The following is an 18,779-nucleotide window of genomic DNA, read 5'->3' as shown; positions in this document are numbered from 1 at the left end:
CTACTTTTCGCAAAAAAGTACGCTAATCCTCTGTTTTTATTATATTTCCCTCCTAAATATTTACGTTTTAATAGAAGTCGGCGCTATTGCATCTTCAATGACCTGGCGGTGATCAGCCACTACCTGCTGGCCAGCGGACGGGTCAATCGGGTGCTGATCTTCGACTGCGATGTGCACCAAGGCGATGGCACCGCGCGCATCCTCCACGACACGCCGGATGCCATTACCGTCTCCCTGCACTGTGAAAAGAATTTCCCGGCGCGCAAGGCCACCAGCGACTGGGATATCCCCCTGCCCATGGGCATGGGCGATGCCGACTACCTCAAGGTGGTGGACGATGCCCTCAACTACCTGCTGCCGTTGTATCAACCGGATCTGGTGCTGTATGACGCCGGTGTCGATGTACACAAGGACGACGCCCTCGGTTACCTCAAGCTGACAGACGCCGGCGTCGCCGCCCGTGACGAAAGCGTGATGCGCCACTGCCTGGGCCGCGACATCCCGGTGATGGGCGTGATTGGTGGCGGCTACAGCAAGGACCGCCCTGCCCTGGCCCGTCGCCACGGCATCCTGCACCACAGCGCGCAACGGGTCTGGACGTCATCAGGTTGTCATTGAAACGTGAGTGTTACCCACAATGCCTGTGGAACGGCCTGTGGATAACTTGAGCGTAAACACCTGTAAGGCAGACAGCGTATAGCGTGTAGGAAGGTGTACGTTTTTTGATCAGGCAGTTTTGCGGTCCTCGGGTAGAATGCTCGGCTTACTTCGCCGAACCGCAGTCACCGCCATGTCCCAGATCCCAGCCCAGCCCCATCACGTCACGATCATCGGCGGCGGCCCCGCCGGGCTGATGGCCGCCGAAGTATTGAGCCAGGCCGGGGTCCGGGTGGACCTGTACGACGGCATGCCATCGGTGGGTCGCAAGTTCCTGCTGGCAGGTGTTGGCGGCATGAATATCACCCACTCCGAGGCCTACCCGGCATTCCTTGCGCGCTATGCCGAACGCGCACCGGACATCGCCCCCTTGTTGCGCCAGTTTGGCGCCGAGGCGTTGTGCGAGTGGATTCATGGCCTGGGGATAAAAACCTTTGTCGGTAGCTCCGGCCGGGTATTCCCTACCGACATGAAAGCCGCACCGCTGCTGCGGGCCTGGCTCAAGCGCCTGCGCGACCAAGGGGTAGTTATCCACACCCGCCATCGCTGGCTAGGCTGGAATGCCGATGGCGGCTTAATTATCCACAGCCCGGATGGCGAGAAAACTGTCCACAGCGATGCCGTGCTACTGGCCCTCGGCGGCGGCAGTTGGTCACGCCTGGGTTCCGACGGCGCCTGGCTCAAATTGCTGGAAGACCAAGGCGTGCCCTGCGCCCCGCTGCAGCCGAGCAACTGTGGCTTCGAGGTGTCAACCTGGAGCGACTTGATGGTGAGCAAATTCGCCGGCGCGCCGCTGAAAAATGTCGCCATTGGTTTGGCAGCTGACAAACCTCGGTTGGGCGAATGCGTGATCACCGCGACAGGTATCGAAGGCAGTTTGATCTACGCACTGTCGGCGCCGATCCGTGAAGCAATCAACCGTGATGGCGCGGCCACCGTGCATATCGACCTGCTGCCGGGCAAGCCGCTGGACAAAGTGCAGGCTGCATTGGCCAAGCCCCGTGGCTCACGCTCGATGAGCAAGCATTTGCACAGTCAGTTGGGGCTGGATGGGGTGAAGGGGGCGCTGTTGCGCGAGTTGGCGCCTGCCGAACATTTCAGCGACCCGCAGCAATTGGCCGTCGATATCAAGGCTCTGCCGCTGACCCTGGTGAAAACCCGGCCAATGGACGAAGCCATCAGCACCGCAGGTGGCGTGCCGTTTGAGGCGCTGGATGAGCGCTTGATGCTCAAGCAATTGCCGGGAGTGTTCTGTGCCGGAGAGATGCTGGATTGGGAAGCGCCGACGGGTGGGTATTTGCTGACGGGGTGTTTTGCCAGTGGGCGGGCTGCGGGGCGCGGGGTGTTGGAATGGTTCCAACGCCAATAGTTGCGGCGAACTCAGGGCCTCATCGCAGGCAAGCCAGCGATGAGGCCCTGACAGGCAGCAAAGAAATTACTTCTTCTTACGCGGCCCGGTATTAAAGACCGGCACCTTGCGCACCGGCTTGATCGACGGCTCTGCCGCAACTTCCCCGCTTTCTACCCACTTGCCCAAGTTGCGCTTGCCGCCACCACCCGAGGTCTTGGGCTTCTTCGGTTTTTTCGGCTTTTTCACCACCTGCCCACTGGCATCGGTGTCCGGCACCCGGTGCTCCGGCTCGAAGTCCTGTTCCATTTTGCGGGTCAGGGTCTGGCGGGTCAGCATCTCGATGGCCGAGAGCATGTTCACCTCATCGGCACACACCAGGGAAATCGCCTCGCCCGTGTTGCCCGCGCGGCCAGTACGGCCGATACGGTGGATGTAATCCTCGGCAACAATCGGCAGGTCAAAGTTGACCACCATCGGCAAATCTTCAATATCCAGACCGCGGGCCGCCACATCAGTGGCCACCAGGATCTGCACATCGCTGGCCTTGAAGCGGTCCAGGGCACGTTGGCGCGTGGCTTGTGGCTTGTCGCCGTGGATGCCGTCGGCATTGATCCCCAGGCCTTGTAGCTTATCTACCAGCGCATCCACGCCATTGCGGGTCTTGGCGAACACCAGCACCTGTTTCCACTTGCCCTTGCGCATCAGGTGCACAAACAACTCGGCCTTGCGCTTCTTGTCCACCGGCACCACCCACTGCTTGACGGTGTTGGCGGCAACGTTGCGCGGGCTGACTTCGATGCTCAAAGGGTCATTGAGCATCTGCCCGGCCAGCAGGCGGATATCGTCGGAGAAGGTCGCGGAAAACAGCAGAGTCTGGCGCTTTTTCGGCAACATGCGGTAAATGTTCGCCAGCTCTTCCGAGAAGCCCAGGTCGAGCATGCGGTCGGCTTCATCCAGCACCAGGGTTTGCAACTGATTGAGTTTCAGCGCGTTCTGGCGAAACAGGTCGATCAGGCGGCCAGGCGTGGCCACCAGAATGTCGACGCCCTTGCGCAGCTTCATCATCTGCGGGTTGATGCTGACGCCGCCATACACCGCGTAGGTGGTCAGCGGCAGGTGTTCGGCGTATTGGGCGACGCTGGCGTGAACCTGCTCGGCCAACTCGCGGGTTGGGCACAGGATCAGCGCGCGCACCGAGTTGGCGGTGACTTTCGGCCCTTCCATCGTCAGCAGTTGCAGGAGCGGCACCGCGAAACCTGCGGTCTTGCCGGTACCGGTCTGGGCCGCAGCCATCAGGTCGCGACCGGCCAGCACCGCCGGAATGGCTTGCGCCTGCACCGGCGTCGGGGTCTGGTAGCCAAGCGTCTCAAGGGCGCGCAGCAAGGGTTCGATCAGGCCAAGGGAGGCGAAAGTCATGTGTTTACCGTAGGGAAAATTCAGCGCAAGGTCGCAATGCGCGGCAGTTTACCTTATTTCCGGCTTCGGCTTGCGCCACTGGGGCAGGCTGATCAGCAACACCGCACTGATGATCACCAGCATCGCCAGGGCTTCTTCCAGGCCGATGGTCTCGCCCACGAACACAATGCCCAGCAACACCGCCACCGCCGGGTTGACGTAGGCGTAGCTGGTGGCCGCTGCCGGACGCACATGCTTGAGCAGGTACATATAAGCGTTGAAGGCGATGATCGAGCCAAAGACGGTCAGGTAAGCCAGGGCCAGCCAACCTTCCACTGGCGGCATCGCTTCCAGGTGCTCACCCTTGAGTGCGCTGCCGATCAACAGCACCACACCGGCGATCAGCATTTCAGCGGCGCTGGCCATAGCGCCCTGAGGCAACGGCAAATGCCGGCTCCAGACCGAACCGAAAGCCCAGGAGGCTGCGGCGAACAACAGCAACCCTGCGCCCAACGGGCTCGATTGCAAGTTGGAGCCCATATTGAGCATGGCGATGCCGATCATTCCCAGAATCACCCCGGCCCATTCCAGACGGGTATTACGCGCGCCCCAGAAATAGCCACAGAGCAAGGTAAACAGCGGCACCGTCGCCACGGCCAGCGCGGCGACACCGGAGGTCACGCCCGTGTGTTCAGCCACACTCACCGCGCCATTGCCGAACGTCAGCAACAAGATGCCGATCATGCCGGCGGCTTTCCACTGCGCCCAGGTCGGCGCTGGCACACCGCGCCAGCGCAAGTAGCCATACATCAGAACGCCCGCCGTGCAAAAACGAATCCCCGCCAGCATCAGCGGTGGCCAGTACTCCACGCCAATGCGGATCACCAGGTAGGTGGAACCCCAAATGACATACAGCGCAAAAAAAGCGGCGATCAACGGTAAGGGAAAACGACGTGGGCCAGGCATGGGGTGGCTCTGAGGCAAGACAGGGGATAGCTATTCTAGAAATCCGCGCCAGTAAACATAAGTTACAAAACCTGTTTAAAGTGCCCATACACTTTTCAATTCATGGTTATCAGGGCTATAAGCCTTGTATTCGAAAGCCTCCTATTACCAGAGCCTTATTCATGGACAAATACGACCGCATGCTCCTCAGCGCCCTGCTCGAAGATGGCCGCGCCACCTACGCGCAACTGGCCCGCACGGTAAACCTCTCCGCCCCCGCCGTAGCCGAGCGCGTGGCCAAGCTGGAAGCCAGTGGCGTAATCACCGGTTACCAGGCCAAGGTTGACCTGTCCAAGATCGGCTTGCCGATCCAGTGCACGATCGAACTGCGCTTGACCAACAACGGCAGCCAGAAGGTGTACGACGCACTGGCCGAGATCCCCGAGTTGACCGAGTGCCACCGGGTCACCGGCGACCCCTGCGTGATCATGCAGGCGGCGGTGGGTTCGATGCCGGAATTGGAAAACCTGATCAATCGAGTGGCGAAGTTCGGGTTCAGCAAGACCTCGATCATCTTGTCGAGCGCCATAGAGCGGCGGGTGCCGTTGGGGCATTTGGAAGGGAAAAATGGCGGTGGCTGAACGGGCAAGCCAGCGGTAGCGCCAGTTGCCTCACTGCCGACATTGAACAATCAAGTCGACAACTTGCTGGATAGTGGTGATGTGATTCCAATCATCCTGAGTCGCCTGCAAGTTGAATTGCCATTTGATCTGCATGACAAAGCAGGTCAGATCTTCATCAATAATCTTAAAGTCGTGGATGAAGTCCGTTTGTTCCGTCACCTGGTTTCGGTCGATAAAGCCAATGATATCGACGAAAAGCCGGATTACTTTTTCACTGATTTCGGCTCTGGTCAGGTTACTTTCCATTTTTTGCCTCATAGGCACACTTACCAATACTGATTAGATCAAAAACAGCCAAACCCGCAGCAACAAAGGGAATGCCTCGCCCGATAATGCCAAACACCCGGACGGTACCAAAAGTCGCTTTCGCCATGCCGGCCAATGTCGGCTGCCTGATCAGTGTACGAGGGAAAAAGCGCATGCCAATGAGGCTAGCCAGGTTTGTCGTTTTGCTGGAGCCAACGTGGACCCAAGTCCCCACTGCAATTTTGCTGATGGGTATGCCCGCCGCCCCCGTGAGGACCGTTGCCAGCGTCAAGCCGTAGTGTTGCTGTGTACATTTCCAGAGTTCGTCAACAGTAGTGTTCGGCACCGCAGAGTCGGCATGAATGGGCTTGAGTAACTTGTAATTGGCACCATGCGTCCAGCCTGGTGTATTAGGTAAAACCATGACTGCCGGACAGCTTGCCATCGTATTTCCCAGGTGAAACGTCATGCTGGAAGTTGAGCCGAAATCAATGCCATTTTGTTCGAGTTCGGACTGGATTCGAATGATTGCCGAATGAAGATCGCTTTCCTGCATGACGTAGTCCCTGTACGTAAATGACAGGCAAGATGTTAGGCCGCAACAAAGGACGATAGGCGGGAGAAGGGAAAATCCAGAAAGGCCCGACGGGACTGTAGGGCTAAACCTACTGACAATTCAGAAAGCCGGTAAACGCCCCGACAAAGCGCCGATAACCACCACAAAACCAATGTGGGAGCGGGCTTGCTCGCTCCCACATTTTGATCTTTGCTGCTCGGAAGGTTGAGATCAGAACCCGCGATGTTTCTTCAGATGATCATTGATCTTTGCCGCCGGCACTTTCTGCAAGCTGCACAGCAGGTCATGGGACAAGTCGCGCAAGCCGTGGGCACGGCGCAGTTCCTGGGCCAGGTGGGCGGTCAGGTTGGCCGCCATTTCCGCGTCGGCCATGGCCCGGTGAGCCTTGCCGGTGTGGGGCAGTTGGGCAAATGAGGTCAGGGTGCCGAGTTTGTGATTGGGCGCGGCGGGCATCAGCCGGCGCGCCAACAGTAGCGAGCAGGCGAATTTTTGCAGACGGGTGCGGCGGATCAAACCGAGTTCGAAGTCCCAGAACTTCTGGTCGAACGCAGCGTTGTGCGCCAGCAGTGGCGTGGTGCCGACAAACTCATTGACCTCGTTCATTACCTTCTCGGCCGGCGGCGCACTGCGCAGCATGGCGTTGCTGATGCCGGTCAGTTGTTCGATAAACCCCGGCACGCGCACGCCAGCGTTCATCAGGCTCTGGTAGCGGTCCACGATCTGGCCCCGCTCCAGGATGACCACGGCGATTTCCGTGGCCCGGCAACTGCTGCTCGGCGAGATGCCGGTGGTTTCAAAGTCGATGACCGCTATCCGTTCCAAACCTGTTCCAACCTCATCAGAAAATCTATTTGAGCAACAACGCGCCTTCGATAGGCACGTAGCGGCTGGCCGCGCGGATCAACGAGTTGGCCGTCAGCCCCGGCACACCGTAGGCCACGGCTTCGACGCCATGTTTATGGATGATGCGGTCGAGCAACATGTCGAAATCGCCATCACCCGAGGCCAGCACTACTTCGTCGACATGGGCGGCCGCGTCCATGATGTCGATGGTGATGCCCACGTCCCAGTCGCCCTTGGCCGAGCCGTCACTGCGCTGGATGTAGGGCTTGAGCTTCACGGTAAAGCCCAGGTTGCGCAGGATCTGCTGGAACTGCTGCTGCTTGCTGTCGCCACGGTCGATGGCATAGGCATACGCCTCGACGATCTGCCCGCGCTGGCTGATATCAGCCCACAGGGCGGCGTAGTTGAAGTGGCAGCCATAGGCCTGGCGCACGGTGTAGTAGAGGTTCTGGACATCGGCGAACACTGCAATTTTTTTCACCGCACACCCTCATGGCACTGGCAGGCGTGATGGCCCGCAAAGGTCGCCAGTATGCCAGCCAAGGGGAGCTTTCCGAGAAAAATCAGACCGGGGCGGCAACGCGCCCCGGATTTGTGTGTTTCAGACGAAGGAATCGTCGTCGCCAAAGAAGGAAGAATCGCTGTCGGCAAAGCTGTCGTTATCGTTGGCATAACTGTCATTGCCGGCGAAACGTTGCTCGTCATTACCCCAGTCGCTGTTGTCACTGGCCGGCGCCGGCTCTTCGCGCACGATCTCTTCTACCACCTGCGGCTGTTGGTTATGGCTGAACAGGCTGCTGATGCCCTGGGCCAGCATCACGCCACCGGCCACGCCGGCTGCGGTTTTCAGGGCCCCGCCGAGAAAGCTGCTGCCGGCGGGTGCAGCCTGTTGGGGTTGCTGAACGTTCTGTTGCGGCGCAGGCGCGCTGTTGAAGCCCGGCCGGCTCGGCTCACGCCAACCACCGTTCGATGACGACGGTGTGCTGGGCGCCGGTTGCGAGTCGCGAGGGCTGCCACCAAAGATACTCGACAGGAACCCACCGCCGCTCGCGGCCGGCGGCGCGGCCTTGGCCCGTTGCAGCTCATCCTGCAATTGCTGGATCTGTTGCGCCTGCTGCTTGTTCTGCGCATCCAGGCTCTTGATCGCGGCTTCCTGCACCAGGATCGCCTGGGTCATGAAATACCCGGCGGCCGGTTGGCGAGTGATGTGCTCCTTGATCCGCGTTTCTGCCTGGGCGTCGCGGGGGGCTGAGTCCGTTTCGGCTTGCTGCAACCGTGAAAACAGTCCATCGATCAGGGTTTGCTCTTCGCTGTTCATGGCGACCTCGTTAGATTGCCGGTAAAAATCTGCGTCCCGCCCGCAATGGGCAAGGTACGCCACCAGTAATGGGGCTGGCCTGTGGCGTTTCAATGATCTTTACCCAAGGTTTACGTTTGTCGGTGATCAGTTAAAGTGTCTGCTGCTTTTTTGGCCTGTGATGACTTTGATGAATCCGTTGACCGTTCTGCGCGACTCTTTCTACTTCTTCCAGCGCAACCTGGGCGCCATCGTGCAGTTGTGCCTACCCTTGGTGATCCTCGAAGCCGTGCTGCAACAAGTGCTCGATCGCACCCTGGGCCCGGAGGCGTTTACCGGCTACAGCATGATCGTCGGGCTGCTGGTGTATCCGCTGTACACCGCCGCGTTGATCCTGTTTCTCGATGCCCGCAGCCGTGGCGAGTCGCCGCGCACCGCCGACGTGCTGGCCATGGCGCTGACCCTGTGGCCACGCTATGCGCTGCTGACCGCCATGAGCACCCTGTTGATCCTGCTGGGGCTGTCGTTGTACTTCCTGCCGGGGCTGTGGCTGATGGTCACTCTGGCGTTTGCCGAGTACCTGTTGGTGCTGCGCGGCATGCCGGCGCTGGCGGCGATGAAGGAAAGTTTCCGACTGACCCGTGGGCATTTCCTGCGCATCCTGATCTGCCTGTTGTGCGTGATGACCCCGCTGTGGCTGCTCAAGGGCGCGAGCGTCGCGGCCTGGCCCGACCCGCAGAACCCACTGCTGGCGGTGCTGATCGACAGCGCCCACAGCTTCTTGCAATTGTTTACCAGCGTGGTGCTGTTCCGCCTGTTCATGCTGATCGCCGGTGATGCAGACGCCCGCTAACGTGGCCCTTGGGCTCTCGGCCGCCGGTCGGGTATGCTCCGTGCCTGTCCTGCAGCGCCATAAGGCGAGCCGATGAACCGTTTACTGCGTACAACCCTGGTGGGCCTGCTGATTCTGGCTGGTGTGCTGACCGCCCTGGTCTACAGCCTGACCTGGCGCCCCGCCGACAAAGAGATCCTGCCGGTAAGCTGCGTCGCCCCGCGTGCGCCGACGCTGTTGCCCGGCCAGGCGCTCAAGGTGATGACCTGGAACGTGCAGTACCTGGCCGGCAAGAACTACGTGTTCTGGTACGACACCCCGGACGGCAGCGGCCCGGATGACCGCCCGACCGTTGAAGACATGGCCTCCAGCCTGGATGAAGTGGCGCGGGTGATCCGTGATGAACAACCGGACGTACTGCTGCTGCAGGAATTGGATGAGGACGCCAAACCGTCCCATTACCAGGACCAACTGGCGCTGCTCCAGGAGCGACTGGTGGACCTCTATCCTTGCAGCGTCCAGGCCTTCGACTGGAAAGCCGACTTTGTGCCCGATTGGCATATCTTCGGCAGCGTCGGCCGCAAGCTGGTAACCCTCAGCCGCTACCAGATCGAACACGCCGAACGCCTGCAACTGCCAGTGGCCTCGGCCAACCTGCTCAGTCACCAGTTCCAACCCAAGCCTGCGTTGCTGCTCAGCTACCTGCCGTTGAGCGACGGCGGCCAACTGGCGGTGCTCAACACCCGCCAGGACAACGCAGCTCCTGGCCACAGCACGGTGCGCGAACAAGTCAAGGCAACCATCAAGCTGCTGGATAAATTCGAAAGCCGTGGAACGCCGTGGTTGATTGGCGGGGATTTCAATCTGTTGCCGCTGGGCCAGTTCCTGCGCCTGGAGGCCGGTAAGCGCGGGCAGTATTCGCCAGACAGCGAGCTGCATCTGCTGTGGGACAAATACCCGATGGTGCCCAGCAACAGCCAATCCAGCGGCATCGACCGGGCGCAGTGGCTGACCCACTTCCCCAATGACCCGAGCCTCGACGGACCGGATCGCACGGTGGATTATCTGTTCTACAGCCCAAGGCTGAAGAAAGTGGAGGCCCGGGTGCGGCAGGACGATACGTTGCGTATTTCCAATCACCTGCCGGTGATTGCGCGGTTCTTATTGCCCGCCGCGCAATAACCAACACTACAAAACCAATGTGGGAGCGGGCTTGCTCCCACATTTTTGATCGGTGGCCTGTTCGAGGTTATTTTCGGGGTTTGATCCGCGCAGTAGCCTCAGCCACCAAAGGATCATCCGGCCAATAATGCTTGGGATACCGGCCCTTCAGATCCTTCTTCACCTCGGCGTAGGTACTGCGCCAGAAGTTCGCCAGATCCTGCGTCACCTGCACCGGCCGCCGTGCGGGCGAGAGCAGGTGCAGCTTCACCACTTGCCGCCCACCGGCGATGCGCGGGGTGTCAGCCAGGCCAAACAGCTCCTGCAAGCGCACCGCGAGGATCGGCGGTTGTTCGCTGTAGTCCAAACGCACCGAAGACCCCGACGGCACTTTCAAATGGTGCGGCGCCAACTCGTCCAGGCGTTGCGGCAACGGCCAGGGCAGCAGGTTATGCAGGAAACTCGATAGATCCAGGTTGGCAAAATGGCTCAAGCGCGAGACCTTGCCCAGGTACGGCATCAACCAGTGTTCAAGGCTGGCGAGCAAGGCGCTGTCGCTGACATCCGGCCATTCACTGACCTGGCCGGCGTCCAGTTGGCGCAACAGCATGACGCGGGCCTGCCACTGGCGCAGCTCCGCAGTCCAGGGCAGCAATTCCAGGCCTTTGCGCCGCACCAGATTGACCAGCGCCTGGCTGCGAGCAGACTCGTCGAGACCGGTCAACGGCTCGCGACTGAGCACCAATTCACCGACCTTGCGCTGGCGTTCGGCACGCAACACGCCTTCGCGCTCGTCCCAATCCAGTTGGTCAAGACAGCGCACCTGTTCGGCCAATACCGAATCGAACAACGCCGGATCAAAGTCTGCAGCCAGGTAGATCCGCTCTTCACGCTGCCCCTGACGGCTGCCCAGGTCGGCGATGACCAGCCACGCTTGCTTCATCAGGCTGTCGGCTTCGGCAAACAGCGCCGCACGGCCATTGGCTAGGCGATATTCGGCGCCCCCGGCACGACGCTGCTGGGCCACCCGATCCGGGTAAGCCAGCGCCAGTAACGCCCCAAGCCAACGCGGGTGATCGGGATCGGCGACGGGCTGTTCGGCCTTGCCTCGTAGATAGCCGCGATATTGGCGGGCCAACTGCCTGGCCCGCTGCACGCCACCCTGGGTGCCACGGGCCCGCTCCTCGCCGGACAACAACGCCAGGCGACTGTGCAAATCCGCACCGGCACCCCGCAGGATATCGCGCTCACCCAGTAGCGCGGCGACATCACACGCCATGTTCGCCAACCCCAGGTCCTGACCACGCAACAACAAGTGTGCGATACGCGGGTGCGCCGGCAGGCTGGCCATTTTCTGCCCGTGGGGGGTCAAGGTCGCGTCCTTTAATGCGCCCAGTCGCTCCAGCAAGTCCTGGGCCTGGGCATAGGCGGCCGTGGGCGGTACATCGAGCCATACCAGTTGTGTCGGCGTCACACCCCAGCGCGCCAGTTGCAGCGCGAGGCCGGCCAGGTCCGCCGAAAGAATTTCCGCGCTGCCATAGGCCGCCAGCCCTTCATGCTGGTCCTCGGACCACAAGCGATAGCACACGCCCGGCTCCAACCGCCCTGCCCGACCCGCGCGTTGCGTGGCACTGGCGCGGGAAATGCGCTGGGTATCAAGGCGGGTCATGCCGCTACCGGGGTCAAAGCGCGGGACCCGCGCCAGCCCGGCGTCAATCACCACCCGCACGCCATTGATGGTCAGGCTGGTCTCCGCGATGTTGGTGGCCAGCACCACCTTGCGCTTGCCGGCGGGTGCCGGGTCAATGGCCGCCCGCTGGGCCGTCAGGTCGAGTTCGCCATGCAACGGGCAGAGCAGTACATCGCTGCGCTCAGCCAAGGCGTCCGCCAACTGTTGATTGACCCGGCGAATTTCTGCCTGACCGGGTAGAAATACCAGCACGCTGCCGGTTTCGTCGTGCAGGGCTTCAAGGATGGTCTGCACCAACCGTGGCTCGATAAATTCACCGGGCTGGAACGGTCGCCCCCAGCGCATCTGCACCGGGTACATGCGTCCTTCACTGCGCAGGATCGGTGCGTCGTCGAGCAGACCCGACAGGCGTTCGCCTTCAAGGGTGGCGGACATCAGGAGGATTTTCAGCGGTTGCTCGTCGCGAAACAGCTCACGGCCATTGAGGCTCAGGGCCAGCGCCAGGTCGGCGTCGAGGCTGCGCTTAAAAATTTGAACTATTGCATACTCATGTCAAAATCATCTCAGCCCCTCTAAAATGCCGGTTTCAGGCCAAAACAAAGAGTATCACCTGTTGATAACCATCAAGAACACGAACTCCTTGGCCACTTATCCATTTCGTGTCCTTGCACCAGAGGTCGTAAGCCTCATGGAGGCGACAGCTCGGACGCTATCAAAGTCGTTCATAGTTGCACTGAGACTATTCGAGTGCTACTGCGACCTTCTCGGCGTTCAAGTCAGCTACGTGGGTCTGTCGAGTCCCAGCTACACAGGTTTAGTCAGAGGCTTCCTTGGCGCCCTCAAGTCCACATCCTTTGTAGGGAATGAGTGGGCGGCGCGAAGAGCCAAGATCCGTATGTTCACTGCTATGCACAACGCAATGCGGGCCTCTGTTCCGGCATTGGAGCATATAGGTTACGACGATGAGAGCTGGGCGGAGAACGACCGAGCTTGGGAGCAAACTCGAGGTAAATTCAATGCAGAGAGACTCCGATACTGGAATGGTTGGAGGATCGAATCATCTAAAGAAACAGAGCATTTCCTAGATTTCCCCTGCCTTTGGGAAAGTCATGGAAAGGAGTTTACTGAAGACTTCTATCAGCACTGGGAAATGTTCTACAGAAAGCAAGCACGCCCTAGCTATACAGACCTGAACAAAATGGCACGCTTTCTTTCCGCAAATGCCAAAGACTGGCCAGCTGCTACCTTCCAACATCCTCAGAAAATCAATGAATTCTTCCTTGCTTTTATGAAGGATTTTTTCATTACTGCTTACAATGATAAAAAAGACATGAACTCCCAGATCCTTACATGGGGCCAGCTAATCTCAAACTGCGAGGCTCTATTTATTGATACAGGTGTATGGGCGACTCCCTATCGAGGTCATCTACCGAAGCCAAAATCGAGAACTACTTTTGGCGCTGGAACTCACAAAACAATACGAGATAACGGCGTTATAATCCATGAAAAGCTTATTACGCCGGTTCCGCTGTTTTTGACCGATGAAGAAGCAATTGAATTACTCTTTAAACGTATTGACACTGACATATCGATTACGACCAACTGGGCTGTGGTTCAAACTAGCGCTCTCATTAAAGCTGCGCAAAGCCGAAAGGAAATGGCAAAACTTGGCACGCCATTAGAAGGAGGGTCATCCCTAAAGAGCATAGCAGAAATAGGATATGCAAATATCTGTGCTACGTTCGAAAGAGATGGATTCCGAACTGGGAAGGCTTATCTTGATGCAAGATTTGGAGGCGGAAACCGAGCGGAAACTGCCGAAATCCTGGGCCTACCTACCAGTGAAAAACTATACCCATATCAGATCCTATTGGTCACGGAACACCCTGAGATAACTGGAAGTTTCTTAGAGAAACTTATTCTCTGTGATGACAATGGGGATTACATCGGATTCGTAAAAACCGAAACTGGTGCTAATTTAGTAGGCTACAAGGATCGGCGGGGAAAAAAACTTAGCGAACAGGTTATCAGTCTCAACTCGCTATCTCAAAGGTGGGTGGAAGAAATTATCGAGATTACTGAGCCTTTGCGTAATTTCCTACGCGAGCAGGGTAATCCTGCTTGGAAGGAGCTGTTCCTAACTTGCGGAGGTGCATTCTCAAAACCTTCAAGCGCTAGGTTTCCTCGCTGGAACCGATCCAAGCTAGCAGGATCAGATAGCCTGCTCGCAGGTCTTCAATCTCAATTCGCGCCCTATGAGCATTTGATGGGATGTGGAATTCAAGACTACCTTGAGCGTGTTTCGCTGGCTTCTCTGAGAGCATCTTGCGGCGTTGCTGTGTATTTAAAAACAAAAGATGTAACTGAAATGGCCAAAGCCCTGGGGCACGCTCGTTATGACTCACTTCTACTAGGAAGATATTTGCCCGAAGCGCTGCTCGGGTTCTTTCAAACACGCTGGATCCGGATTTTCCAGCGCGGCTTCATATGTGAGGCTATGAAAAATAGTCCCTATCTTCTTGAGGCAACGAATTTTACCAACATGGATGAGCTACATTCATTTTTGAAAAACCATGCCCTCAAAGACATCCCTGCGTACCTTCAAACACCTGAGCAGGAAAATATAAAGCCCACTGTTGCCACCAAAGATCACATTTATATTTCGATTGATGTCGGCATCATGACTGCATTACTCTCATTGGAACAGGCAGTAAACCAATCCCCTATGCCTAACAAAATTTCTGGGCGAGCTAAATACTGGGCACAAATTTCTAGTTTGATCACTTTCGATATCGAGCAGGGTAATGATGGTCTTCTAAAGGAGCATTTATCCACAGCGTTGGTACATCGCAATCCTGCCTACATGGAAAAGGTGATCTATGAATCTGCCGCCTGAACTCGATTTTCTTAAACCATTATTTTTGCACTCTGCGGAAAGACTGCTAAAAGCTGACTGGCTACTTAGCGACTTTTATGAGAACCAGTGGGAGTACAGTTTTGGATTCAAAAAATCTAAGCTGATTGACTGGAATGTCGAGCTTGAAGACGGAAGCCGGCTGACCGATCAAAAACATAACGATCTGTTACTTGGATTAAAATATTTTCTGACGGGTTCAGTTTCAGAGATAGTTACGACAAGCAAAATCAAAGCCGGACAAGCTCCATCAATTTTCGCCGCCACCCTTCACATCATCGACGCACTTCTCCTAAACTCAAAGCACTTCAAATTAGCCAAGTTTGGCCTGGGAGGTCTGGGACGGGATAATTTAAAGACCATCCTGACTGAAATAGCATCGAGCAGCAATGCGGCAGAAGCAGTTTATGGGTGGTCTAAGCGGTTGTCTCTTCATTGCCTTGAGCTACTTATTAAAGCAGATCCTGTCGCCATCCAGAAAATCATCACGGAATGGCCTGAAATTTCCGAGATTACGCCTAGCCAGCACGATAACAACACGCTCGACATCCCCATGGAGCTCATCCCTAAAGTAAGAGCAGCCCTTCACATCAATGGAGTCTATAGATTTTCCACTGAAAAGGGATATGTACCTAACTCAGCTACACTATCCAAAGTAATTTATGCAAACACCTTAAAGGGCTGTACTGCTGACAAGCCTATCTTAGAAATATTGACCATTCCTAGGAAAGATGATTTCAAGCGAGAATTCCCGCCAGTTCCTGTCACCACTGGCGGGAGCGAACTGATTGGCCAAAGCGCTCTTGCGGATTACAAAAAGGCTATTTACGGATTGGGCATCCTTCATGAGATCGGCCTGCCTGCACCTTCAGAGACTGACCTGATTCATATAAAAAATCTCTCAATAAAATTCCAGGAATTAGGTCGGCACAGAACTCTACCTGCTTCTGTTGTATTTAGCGCGGTAAAAGACGCTATAGAATTCCATTTAAAGCATGGGCGCAATGTTATTGATGGATGGTGTCGAGTCGCTATCTACTGCCGAAAACAGGGAATCAGCCTTAGCAAACTAACAGATCCAGTTTTCAGAAAAATAATGCCTGAAGAACTTAAGCTTCTCGGAGTTGAGAACCTTGGGCTTTCGCGCAGGAGTGTGGATACTCCCTATACACAAAATACCCGAGGTGAAAATACAGAATACTTTAGGCGCTTGCGTTGTAACCGGGGATTGATTGAGCTTGTCAAAATATACACTGGCTGTGTTCAATTGGTCGTTGGCGCACTTATGGGGCGCCGCGTTGGAGAGCTCCGAGACCTGCATGCGTCTAACTGCCTGGATACCAGCTTTCAATGGCTTATCTTTCAAAACAGGAAAAGCACTTATCGGCTCTTTGGGACACGTCAAACAGAAGCACGTCCAATAGAACCCATCGCGGTAAACATGATCAAGAACTTGATCAGGATGCAAAAGATACTCAACCGCCTTGGGTTCATCCAAGAAATGCAAGAACTATTTTGCAGCCCCTCGATCCATGGTGATGTCACCTTATCTCAATTATCGACTTATACCTATAATCAAAACCTCGATCTGTTTTGCGACTACTTTGAAACCTTGAATAATGAGCAAGGCCAACGCTATTATATTCGACAGCATCAACTCCGTCGTTTCTTCGCATTGCTATTTTTTCACTCCAGCAGTTTCGGAGGGCTGGAAACTTTACAATGGATGCTCGGGCATGTAGACGCCACACACATATGGAACTACATCACAGAGACTGTTGATGGGGTTACTCTGAAAGGTGCCAAAGTTCAATATATTGCGGAAGACATCCATAATGGACATGCGGAAAACTACCAGAGCTTAGCCGATCTTTTAAAAGCCAAGTATCAAACTTATGATTTCACTGTCGTTGATGCGGAGGAGCTGGAAGACTATTTGGCAGACCTTATGGAGAAAGGCACAATTGAAATTGAGCCCGATTTTTTTGAAGGCCCGTACGGTCAAAAATTTCGCTTAGTGGTAAAGATCAAGGAAATTCAGCCATGAGCAAGATAGACACACGTATTCAACGTAATACTGAGGCATTCAATACGCTGGTTGAGTGCCTCCTGCGGATCCATAGAAATCCGGACGCTTTTAAGAGTGATAAGGCTCTTATACCAGCGCTTAAGAACCAAAGCTCAACTGCCGCTATGAGAATTAGCTTTGAAATCGAAGATTCAATCAAAACCACTGTACCGGTGAGTCTTAATACCCTGAAGACCTATGCTGAAAAAATTTTACCCACAGGGTTTAATGGCCTCAACAGACTAAGGCAAGCTGCCTTGGAAGCACTTGAACTCGCCGAACGCAAAGCTCAGCGCTCCAATAAGCGAACTAAAGTAGGCTTATCCATGAGGGTCGAGGAGCTCGAATCCAAACTCGCCATGCACCAAAGAACCAATTTTGTTCTGTTACAGGCCTTAGGGCGCGCACTGGATGATATCAAGAGCGTACGAGATGCTCCTAACGCTGGGCTACGAGCGCATCGGGCAAGCGAATCGATAAGGGCCTTGGCGGCCATAACCTCATTGAATGCACCGCCCTTTAATAGCCTACCTACCCCAAGCGAAAACCCGGTGGTTAAACTTGAGGATTATAGGTAATGAGCAAAGATACCTCATGCCAGCTAACCTATCTCTTAGATGGCCTAACCTTATATTCACACATGGCATTGGACAAGTTAGAAACCTATCAATTTGACAACATTCCATTTATTACATGGCCTAATGGATCTCCTTGCTTACCGGCCAACCAATACATCCTTTCATTATTGGAGCGAGCAGGTCGCGGAGGAAATCTTGGTTTATCCTCAAGAGGATCCAAAGGTGGTTCACTAGGAGAGTATGCCTCGAAAATTTCGCAACTAATCCGTTTTTGCTTCTATTCAAAAACAGACTTCATTCAGCTAACCGATTCTAGTTTCACACAATTCATTGACTCTTTAAGGAAAGAAACGTCACCAATATATCCTGCATCCAAGAAGAGGACTGAACCGACCATTCTAGCAATTGGACGTAGATGCTTAAACTTCCTCGAGTTCGTAGGTCGCATGAACAACAATCCGGAATTCGTATCTACTGGTGGAACAATACGCATCACGCATGAATCCTTTACAATCCAATACCGTAACGGTCGTAATATTAAGAGAAGCTATGTGCATCACCACTCTCTCAGCCTTGGTGGTAGAACTCGCTCTGTCTTCCCCATAACCGATGAAAACATCAGACGTCTCAGCAATGCAGTAGACTCGGCAAAATCCTCGCGATTTATTAAACAAAGAAGAAAGGTCATGCTTCAACTACTCGAGCATACAGGAGCAAGAAGGGGCGAAATTTCACGCATTAAGGTTCAAGACATCATAAATGCATTAGAGATGACCGATCCAATGTTGCGGCTAGAAACCTGGAAGCAGGGCGATGGAAGAATACGGTACATTCCTGTCCACAAAATGCTTCTTAATGACATTAAGAAGTTCATTGACATGCAGCGACGGCAGGTTTTCAAGAAGCTAAAGGGTGTACACGATGAGGGATTTCTTCTCATCGGTGAAACTACCGGAAAAGGGCTGGTACCCGATACGATCACTTCAGAGATTTCAACCCTTAAAATAGTCGCAGGAATTAAGGAAAAAATTTCACCTCATATGTTTAGACATGCCTTCATCACGAAACGATTCGTGATGTTGATAAAAGAGCACGAGATCCAGAATTCCGACCAGTTCAGGCAGGCTCTGCTTGATGTCCGTAGCTTTATTGCCGAGGTTATGATGTGGACTGGGCACAAATCCCCCGAATCGGTGGAACATTACATCCATATGGCGTTCAAGGAAATCGCTGGGTATGCAAAAACTGTTTCCTCAGTCCTTCTGACTACTGCCATGGAGCTTTTCGACCGCAAGCAACGAGAACTATTGACCAGATTGAAAGTGGATCTGACAATCGAGGAGTACGAAGCAGAGTTGCTGGAACTGCAGCGTTTGAGGGACGAAGATTTTGAGATAGCCAGGAAGCGTGCTCCAGTCGCCTGATGTCTATGCGCCAAGCCATCACGGTAGATGAGTACATCTGTCGGCGTGCTCGGTGGCCACAAACTGGTAACCGCAATTGAGCAAACCTCGAAGCGCAAACGGAACATGCCAACTCCCT

Annotated in this window: 15 protein-coding genes and 2 pseudogenes; 9 read left to right on the top strand and 8 right to left on the bottom strand. The window is 55.4% G+C overall.

Features of this window, described 5'->3' with window-relative positions:
* Positions 1-84: 84 nt before the first annotated feature.
* Together H097_RS19580 and H097_RS19575 are read left to right on the top strand one after the other, a co-directional pair.
* Positions 85-618, top strand: a pseudogene (locus tag H097_RS19580) (histone deacetylase); the annotation flags it as partial.
* A 136-nt stretch (positions 619-754) separates the two neighbouring features.
* Positions 755-2,026 (top strand): TIGR03862 family flavoprotein, encoded by a 1,272-nt coding sequence (locus tag H097_RS19575; RefSeq protein ID WP_156356818.1) that lies wholly within the window; start codon positions 755-757, stop codon positions 2,024-2,026.
* A gap of 66 nt (positions 2,027-2,092) precedes the next feature.
* Here H097_RS19575 and H097_RS19570 read toward each other — a convergent pair whose 3' ends face one another.
* Complete coding sequence (locus H097_RS19570; protein ID WP_032861794.1) at positions 2,093-3,424, bottom strand: DEAD/DEAH box helicase; 1,332 nt, start codon at positions 3,422-3,424, stop codon at positions 2,093-2,095.
* 48 nt (positions 3,425-3,472) lie between these two features.
* Entirely contained in the window at positions 3,473-4,369 is an 897-nt protein-coding gene (gene yedA, locus H097_RS19565; RefSeq protein ID WP_032861792.1) for a drug/metabolite exporter YedA, read from the bottom strand.
* Between the two features lie 161 nt (positions 4,370-4,530).
* Here yedA and H097_RS19560 point away from each other — a divergent pair, with 161 nt between their 5' ends.
* Positions 4,531-4,989 carry an Lrp/AsnC family transcriptional regulator gene (locus H097_RS19560; protein WP_032861790.1) on the top strand — a complete coding sequence of 153 codons (459 nt, stop codon included), beginning with the start codon at positions 4,531-4,533 and terminating at the stop codon, positions 4,987-4,989.
* A 30-nt stretch (positions 4,990-5,019) separates the two neighbouring features.
* Here H097_RS19560 and H097_RS19555 read toward each other — a convergent pair whose 3' ends face one another.
* The 5 genes from H097_RS19555 to H097_RS19535 all read right to left on the bottom strand — a co-directional run bounded on the left by H097_RS19555 (position 5,020) and on the right by H097_RS19535 (position 8,015).
* Complete coding sequence (locus H097_RS19555; protein ID WP_032861788.1) at positions 5,020-5,277, bottom strand: acyl carrier protein; 258 nt, start codon at positions 5,275-5,277, stop codon at positions 5,020-5,022.
* A complete protein-coding gene (locus tag H097_RS19550) occupies positions 5,267-5,833 on the bottom strand; it encodes a hypothetical protein (RefSeq protein WP_032861787.1) in 567 nt (188 codons plus the stop codon). Before H097_RS19550 ends, H097_RS19555 begins: the two co-directional genes overlap by 11 nt.
* Before the next feature lie 231 nt (positions 5,834-6,064).
* Positions 6,065-6,676, bottom strand: coding sequence for a 3'-5' exonuclease (locus tag H097_RS19545; RefSeq protein ID WP_032861785.1), 612 nt, complete (start codon positions 6,674-6,676; stop codon positions 6,065-6,067).
* 25 nt (positions 6,677-6,701) lie between these two features.
* Positions 6,702-7,178: an NYN domain-containing protein gene (locus H097_RS19540; RefSeq protein WP_032861784.1), complete on the bottom strand. Its 477-nt coding sequence runs from the start codon at positions 7,176-7,178 to the stop codon at positions 6,702-6,704.
* A 120-nt stretch (positions 7,179-7,298) separates the two neighbouring features.
* The gene (locus H097_RS19535; RefSeq protein WP_032861782.1) at positions 7,299-8,015 is read right to left on the bottom strand and encodes a DUF2076 domain-containing protein; all 717 of its coding nucleotides are present in this window, start codon (positions 8,013-8,015) and stop codon (positions 7,299-7,301) included.
* 169 nt (positions 8,016-8,184) lie between these two features.
* On the opposite strand from H097_RS19535, the gene H097_RS19530 reads away from it, so the two are divergent.
* The gene (locus H097_RS19530; RefSeq protein WP_032861781.1) at positions 8,185-8,847 is read left to right on the top strand and encodes a YciC family protein; all 663 of its coding nucleotides are present in this window, start codon (positions 8,185-8,187) and stop codon (positions 8,845-8,847) included.
* Positions 8,848-8,919: 72 nt separating this feature from the next.
* Positions 8,920-10,008, top strand: a complete 1,089-nt coding sequence (locus H097_RS19525) for an endonuclease/exonuclease/phosphatase family protein (RefSeq protein WP_032861779.1) — start codon at positions 8,920-8,922, stop codon at positions 10,006-10,008.
* 67 nt (positions 10,009-10,075) lie between these two features.
* Here the strand turns inward: H097_RS19525 and hrpB are convergent.
* Positions 10,076-12,202, bottom strand: a pseudogene (hrpB, locus tag H097_RS19520) (ATP-dependent helicase HrpB); the annotation flags it as partial.
* Between the two features lie 370 nt (positions 12,203-12,572).
* Here hrpB and H097_RS19515 point away from each other — a divergent pair.
* The 4 genes from H097_RS19515 to H097_RS28870 are packed head-to-tail and all read left to right on the top strand — an operon-like array spanning position 12,573 to position 18,661.
* Positions 12,573-14,573 (top strand): hypothetical protein, encoded by a 2,001-nt coding sequence (locus tag H097_RS19515; protein ID WP_156356817.1) that lies wholly within the window; start codon positions 12,573-12,575, stop codon positions 14,571-14,573.
* Positions 14,557-16,638, top strand: a complete 2,082-nt coding sequence (locus tag H097_RS19510; RefSeq protein WP_032861777.1) for a hypothetical protein — start codon at positions 14,557-14,559, stop codon at positions 16,636-16,638. Before H097_RS19515 ends, H097_RS19510 begins: the two co-directional genes overlap by 17 nt.
* Positions 16,635-17,237: a hypothetical protein gene (locus tag H097_RS19505; RefSeq protein ID WP_050593412.1), complete on the top strand. Its 603-nt coding sequence runs from the start codon at positions 16,635-16,637 to the stop codon at positions 17,235-17,237. Before H097_RS19510 ends, H097_RS19505 begins: the two co-directional genes overlap by 4 nt.
* On the top strand, positions 17,237-18,661 hold the full coding sequence (locus H097_RS28870; protein WP_032861775.1) for a site-specific integrase: 1,425 nt from the start codon (positions 17,237-17,239) through the stop codon (positions 18,659-18,661). Before H097_RS19505 ends, H097_RS28870 begins: the two co-directional genes overlap by 1 nt.
* The last annotated feature ends 118 nt before the right edge of the window (positions 18,662-18,779 follow it).

It is taken from the genome of Pseudomonas sp. FH4, from assembly GCF_000510915.2.
Taxonomy (GTDB): Bacteria; Pseudomonadota; Gammaproteobacteria; order Pseudomonadales; family Pseudomonadaceae; genus Aquipseudomonas; species Aquipseudomonas brenneri.
The sequence above is the reverse complement of the archived record's forward strand: the minus strand, read 5'-3'. Positions and strand labels throughout refer to the sequence as shown.

What these genes read in the sequence shown, in the direction of transcription:
- H097_RS19575 (WP_156356818.1), top strand. Translation starts at nt 755, where the DNA reads ATGCTCGGCTTACTTCGCCGAACCGCAGTCACCGCCATGTCCCAGATC.
- H097_RS19570 (WP_032861794.1), bottom strand. Translation starts at nt 3,424, where the DNA reads ATGACTTTCGCCTCCCTTGGCCTGATCGAACCCTTGCTGCGCGCCCTT.
- yedA (WP_032861792.1), bottom strand. Translation starts at nt 4,369, where the DNA reads ATGCCTGGCCCACGTCGTTTTCCCTTACCGTTGATCGCCGCTTTTTTT.
- H097_RS19560 (WP_032861790.1), top strand. Translation starts at nt 4,531, where the DNA reads ATGGACAAATACGACCGCATGCTCCTCAGCGCCCTGCTCGAAGATGGC.
- H097_RS19555 (WP_032861788.1), bottom strand. Translation starts at nt 5,277, where the DNA reads ATGGAAAGTAACCTGACCAGAGCCGAAATCAGTGAAAAAGTAATCCGG.
- H097_RS19550 (WP_032861787.1), bottom strand. Translation starts at nt 5,833, where the DNA reads ATGCAGGAAAGCGATCTTCATTCGGCAATCATTCGAATCCAGTCCGAA.
- H097_RS19535 (WP_032861782.1), bottom strand. Translation starts at nt 8,015, where the DNA reads ATGAACAGCGAAGAGCAAACCCTGATCGATGGACTGTTTTCACGGTTG.
- H097_RS19530 (WP_032861781.1), top strand. Translation starts at nt 8,185, where the DNA reads ATGAATCCGTTGACCGTTCTGCGCGACTCTTTCTACTTCTTCCAGCGC.
- H097_RS19525 (WP_032861779.1), top strand. Translation starts at nt 8,920, where the DNA reads ATGAACCGTTTACTGCGTACAACCCTGGTGGGCCTGCTGATTCTGGCT.
- H097_RS19515 (WP_156356817.1), top strand. Translation starts at nt 12,573, where the DNA reads ATGTTCACTGCTATGCACAACGCAATGCGGGCCTCTGTTCCGGCATTG.
- H097_RS19510 (WP_032861777.1), top strand. Translation starts at nt 14,557, where the DNA reads ATGAATCTGCCGCCTGAACTCGATTTTCTTAAACCATTATTTTTGCAC.
- H097_RS19505 (WP_050593412.1), top strand. Translation starts at nt 16,635, where the DNA reads ATGAGCAAGATAGACACACGTATTCAACGTAATACTGAGGCATTCAAT.
- H097_RS28870 (WP_032861775.1), top strand. Translation starts at nt 17,237, where the DNA reads ATGAGCAAAGATACCTCATGCCAGCTAACCTATCTCTTAGATGGCCTA.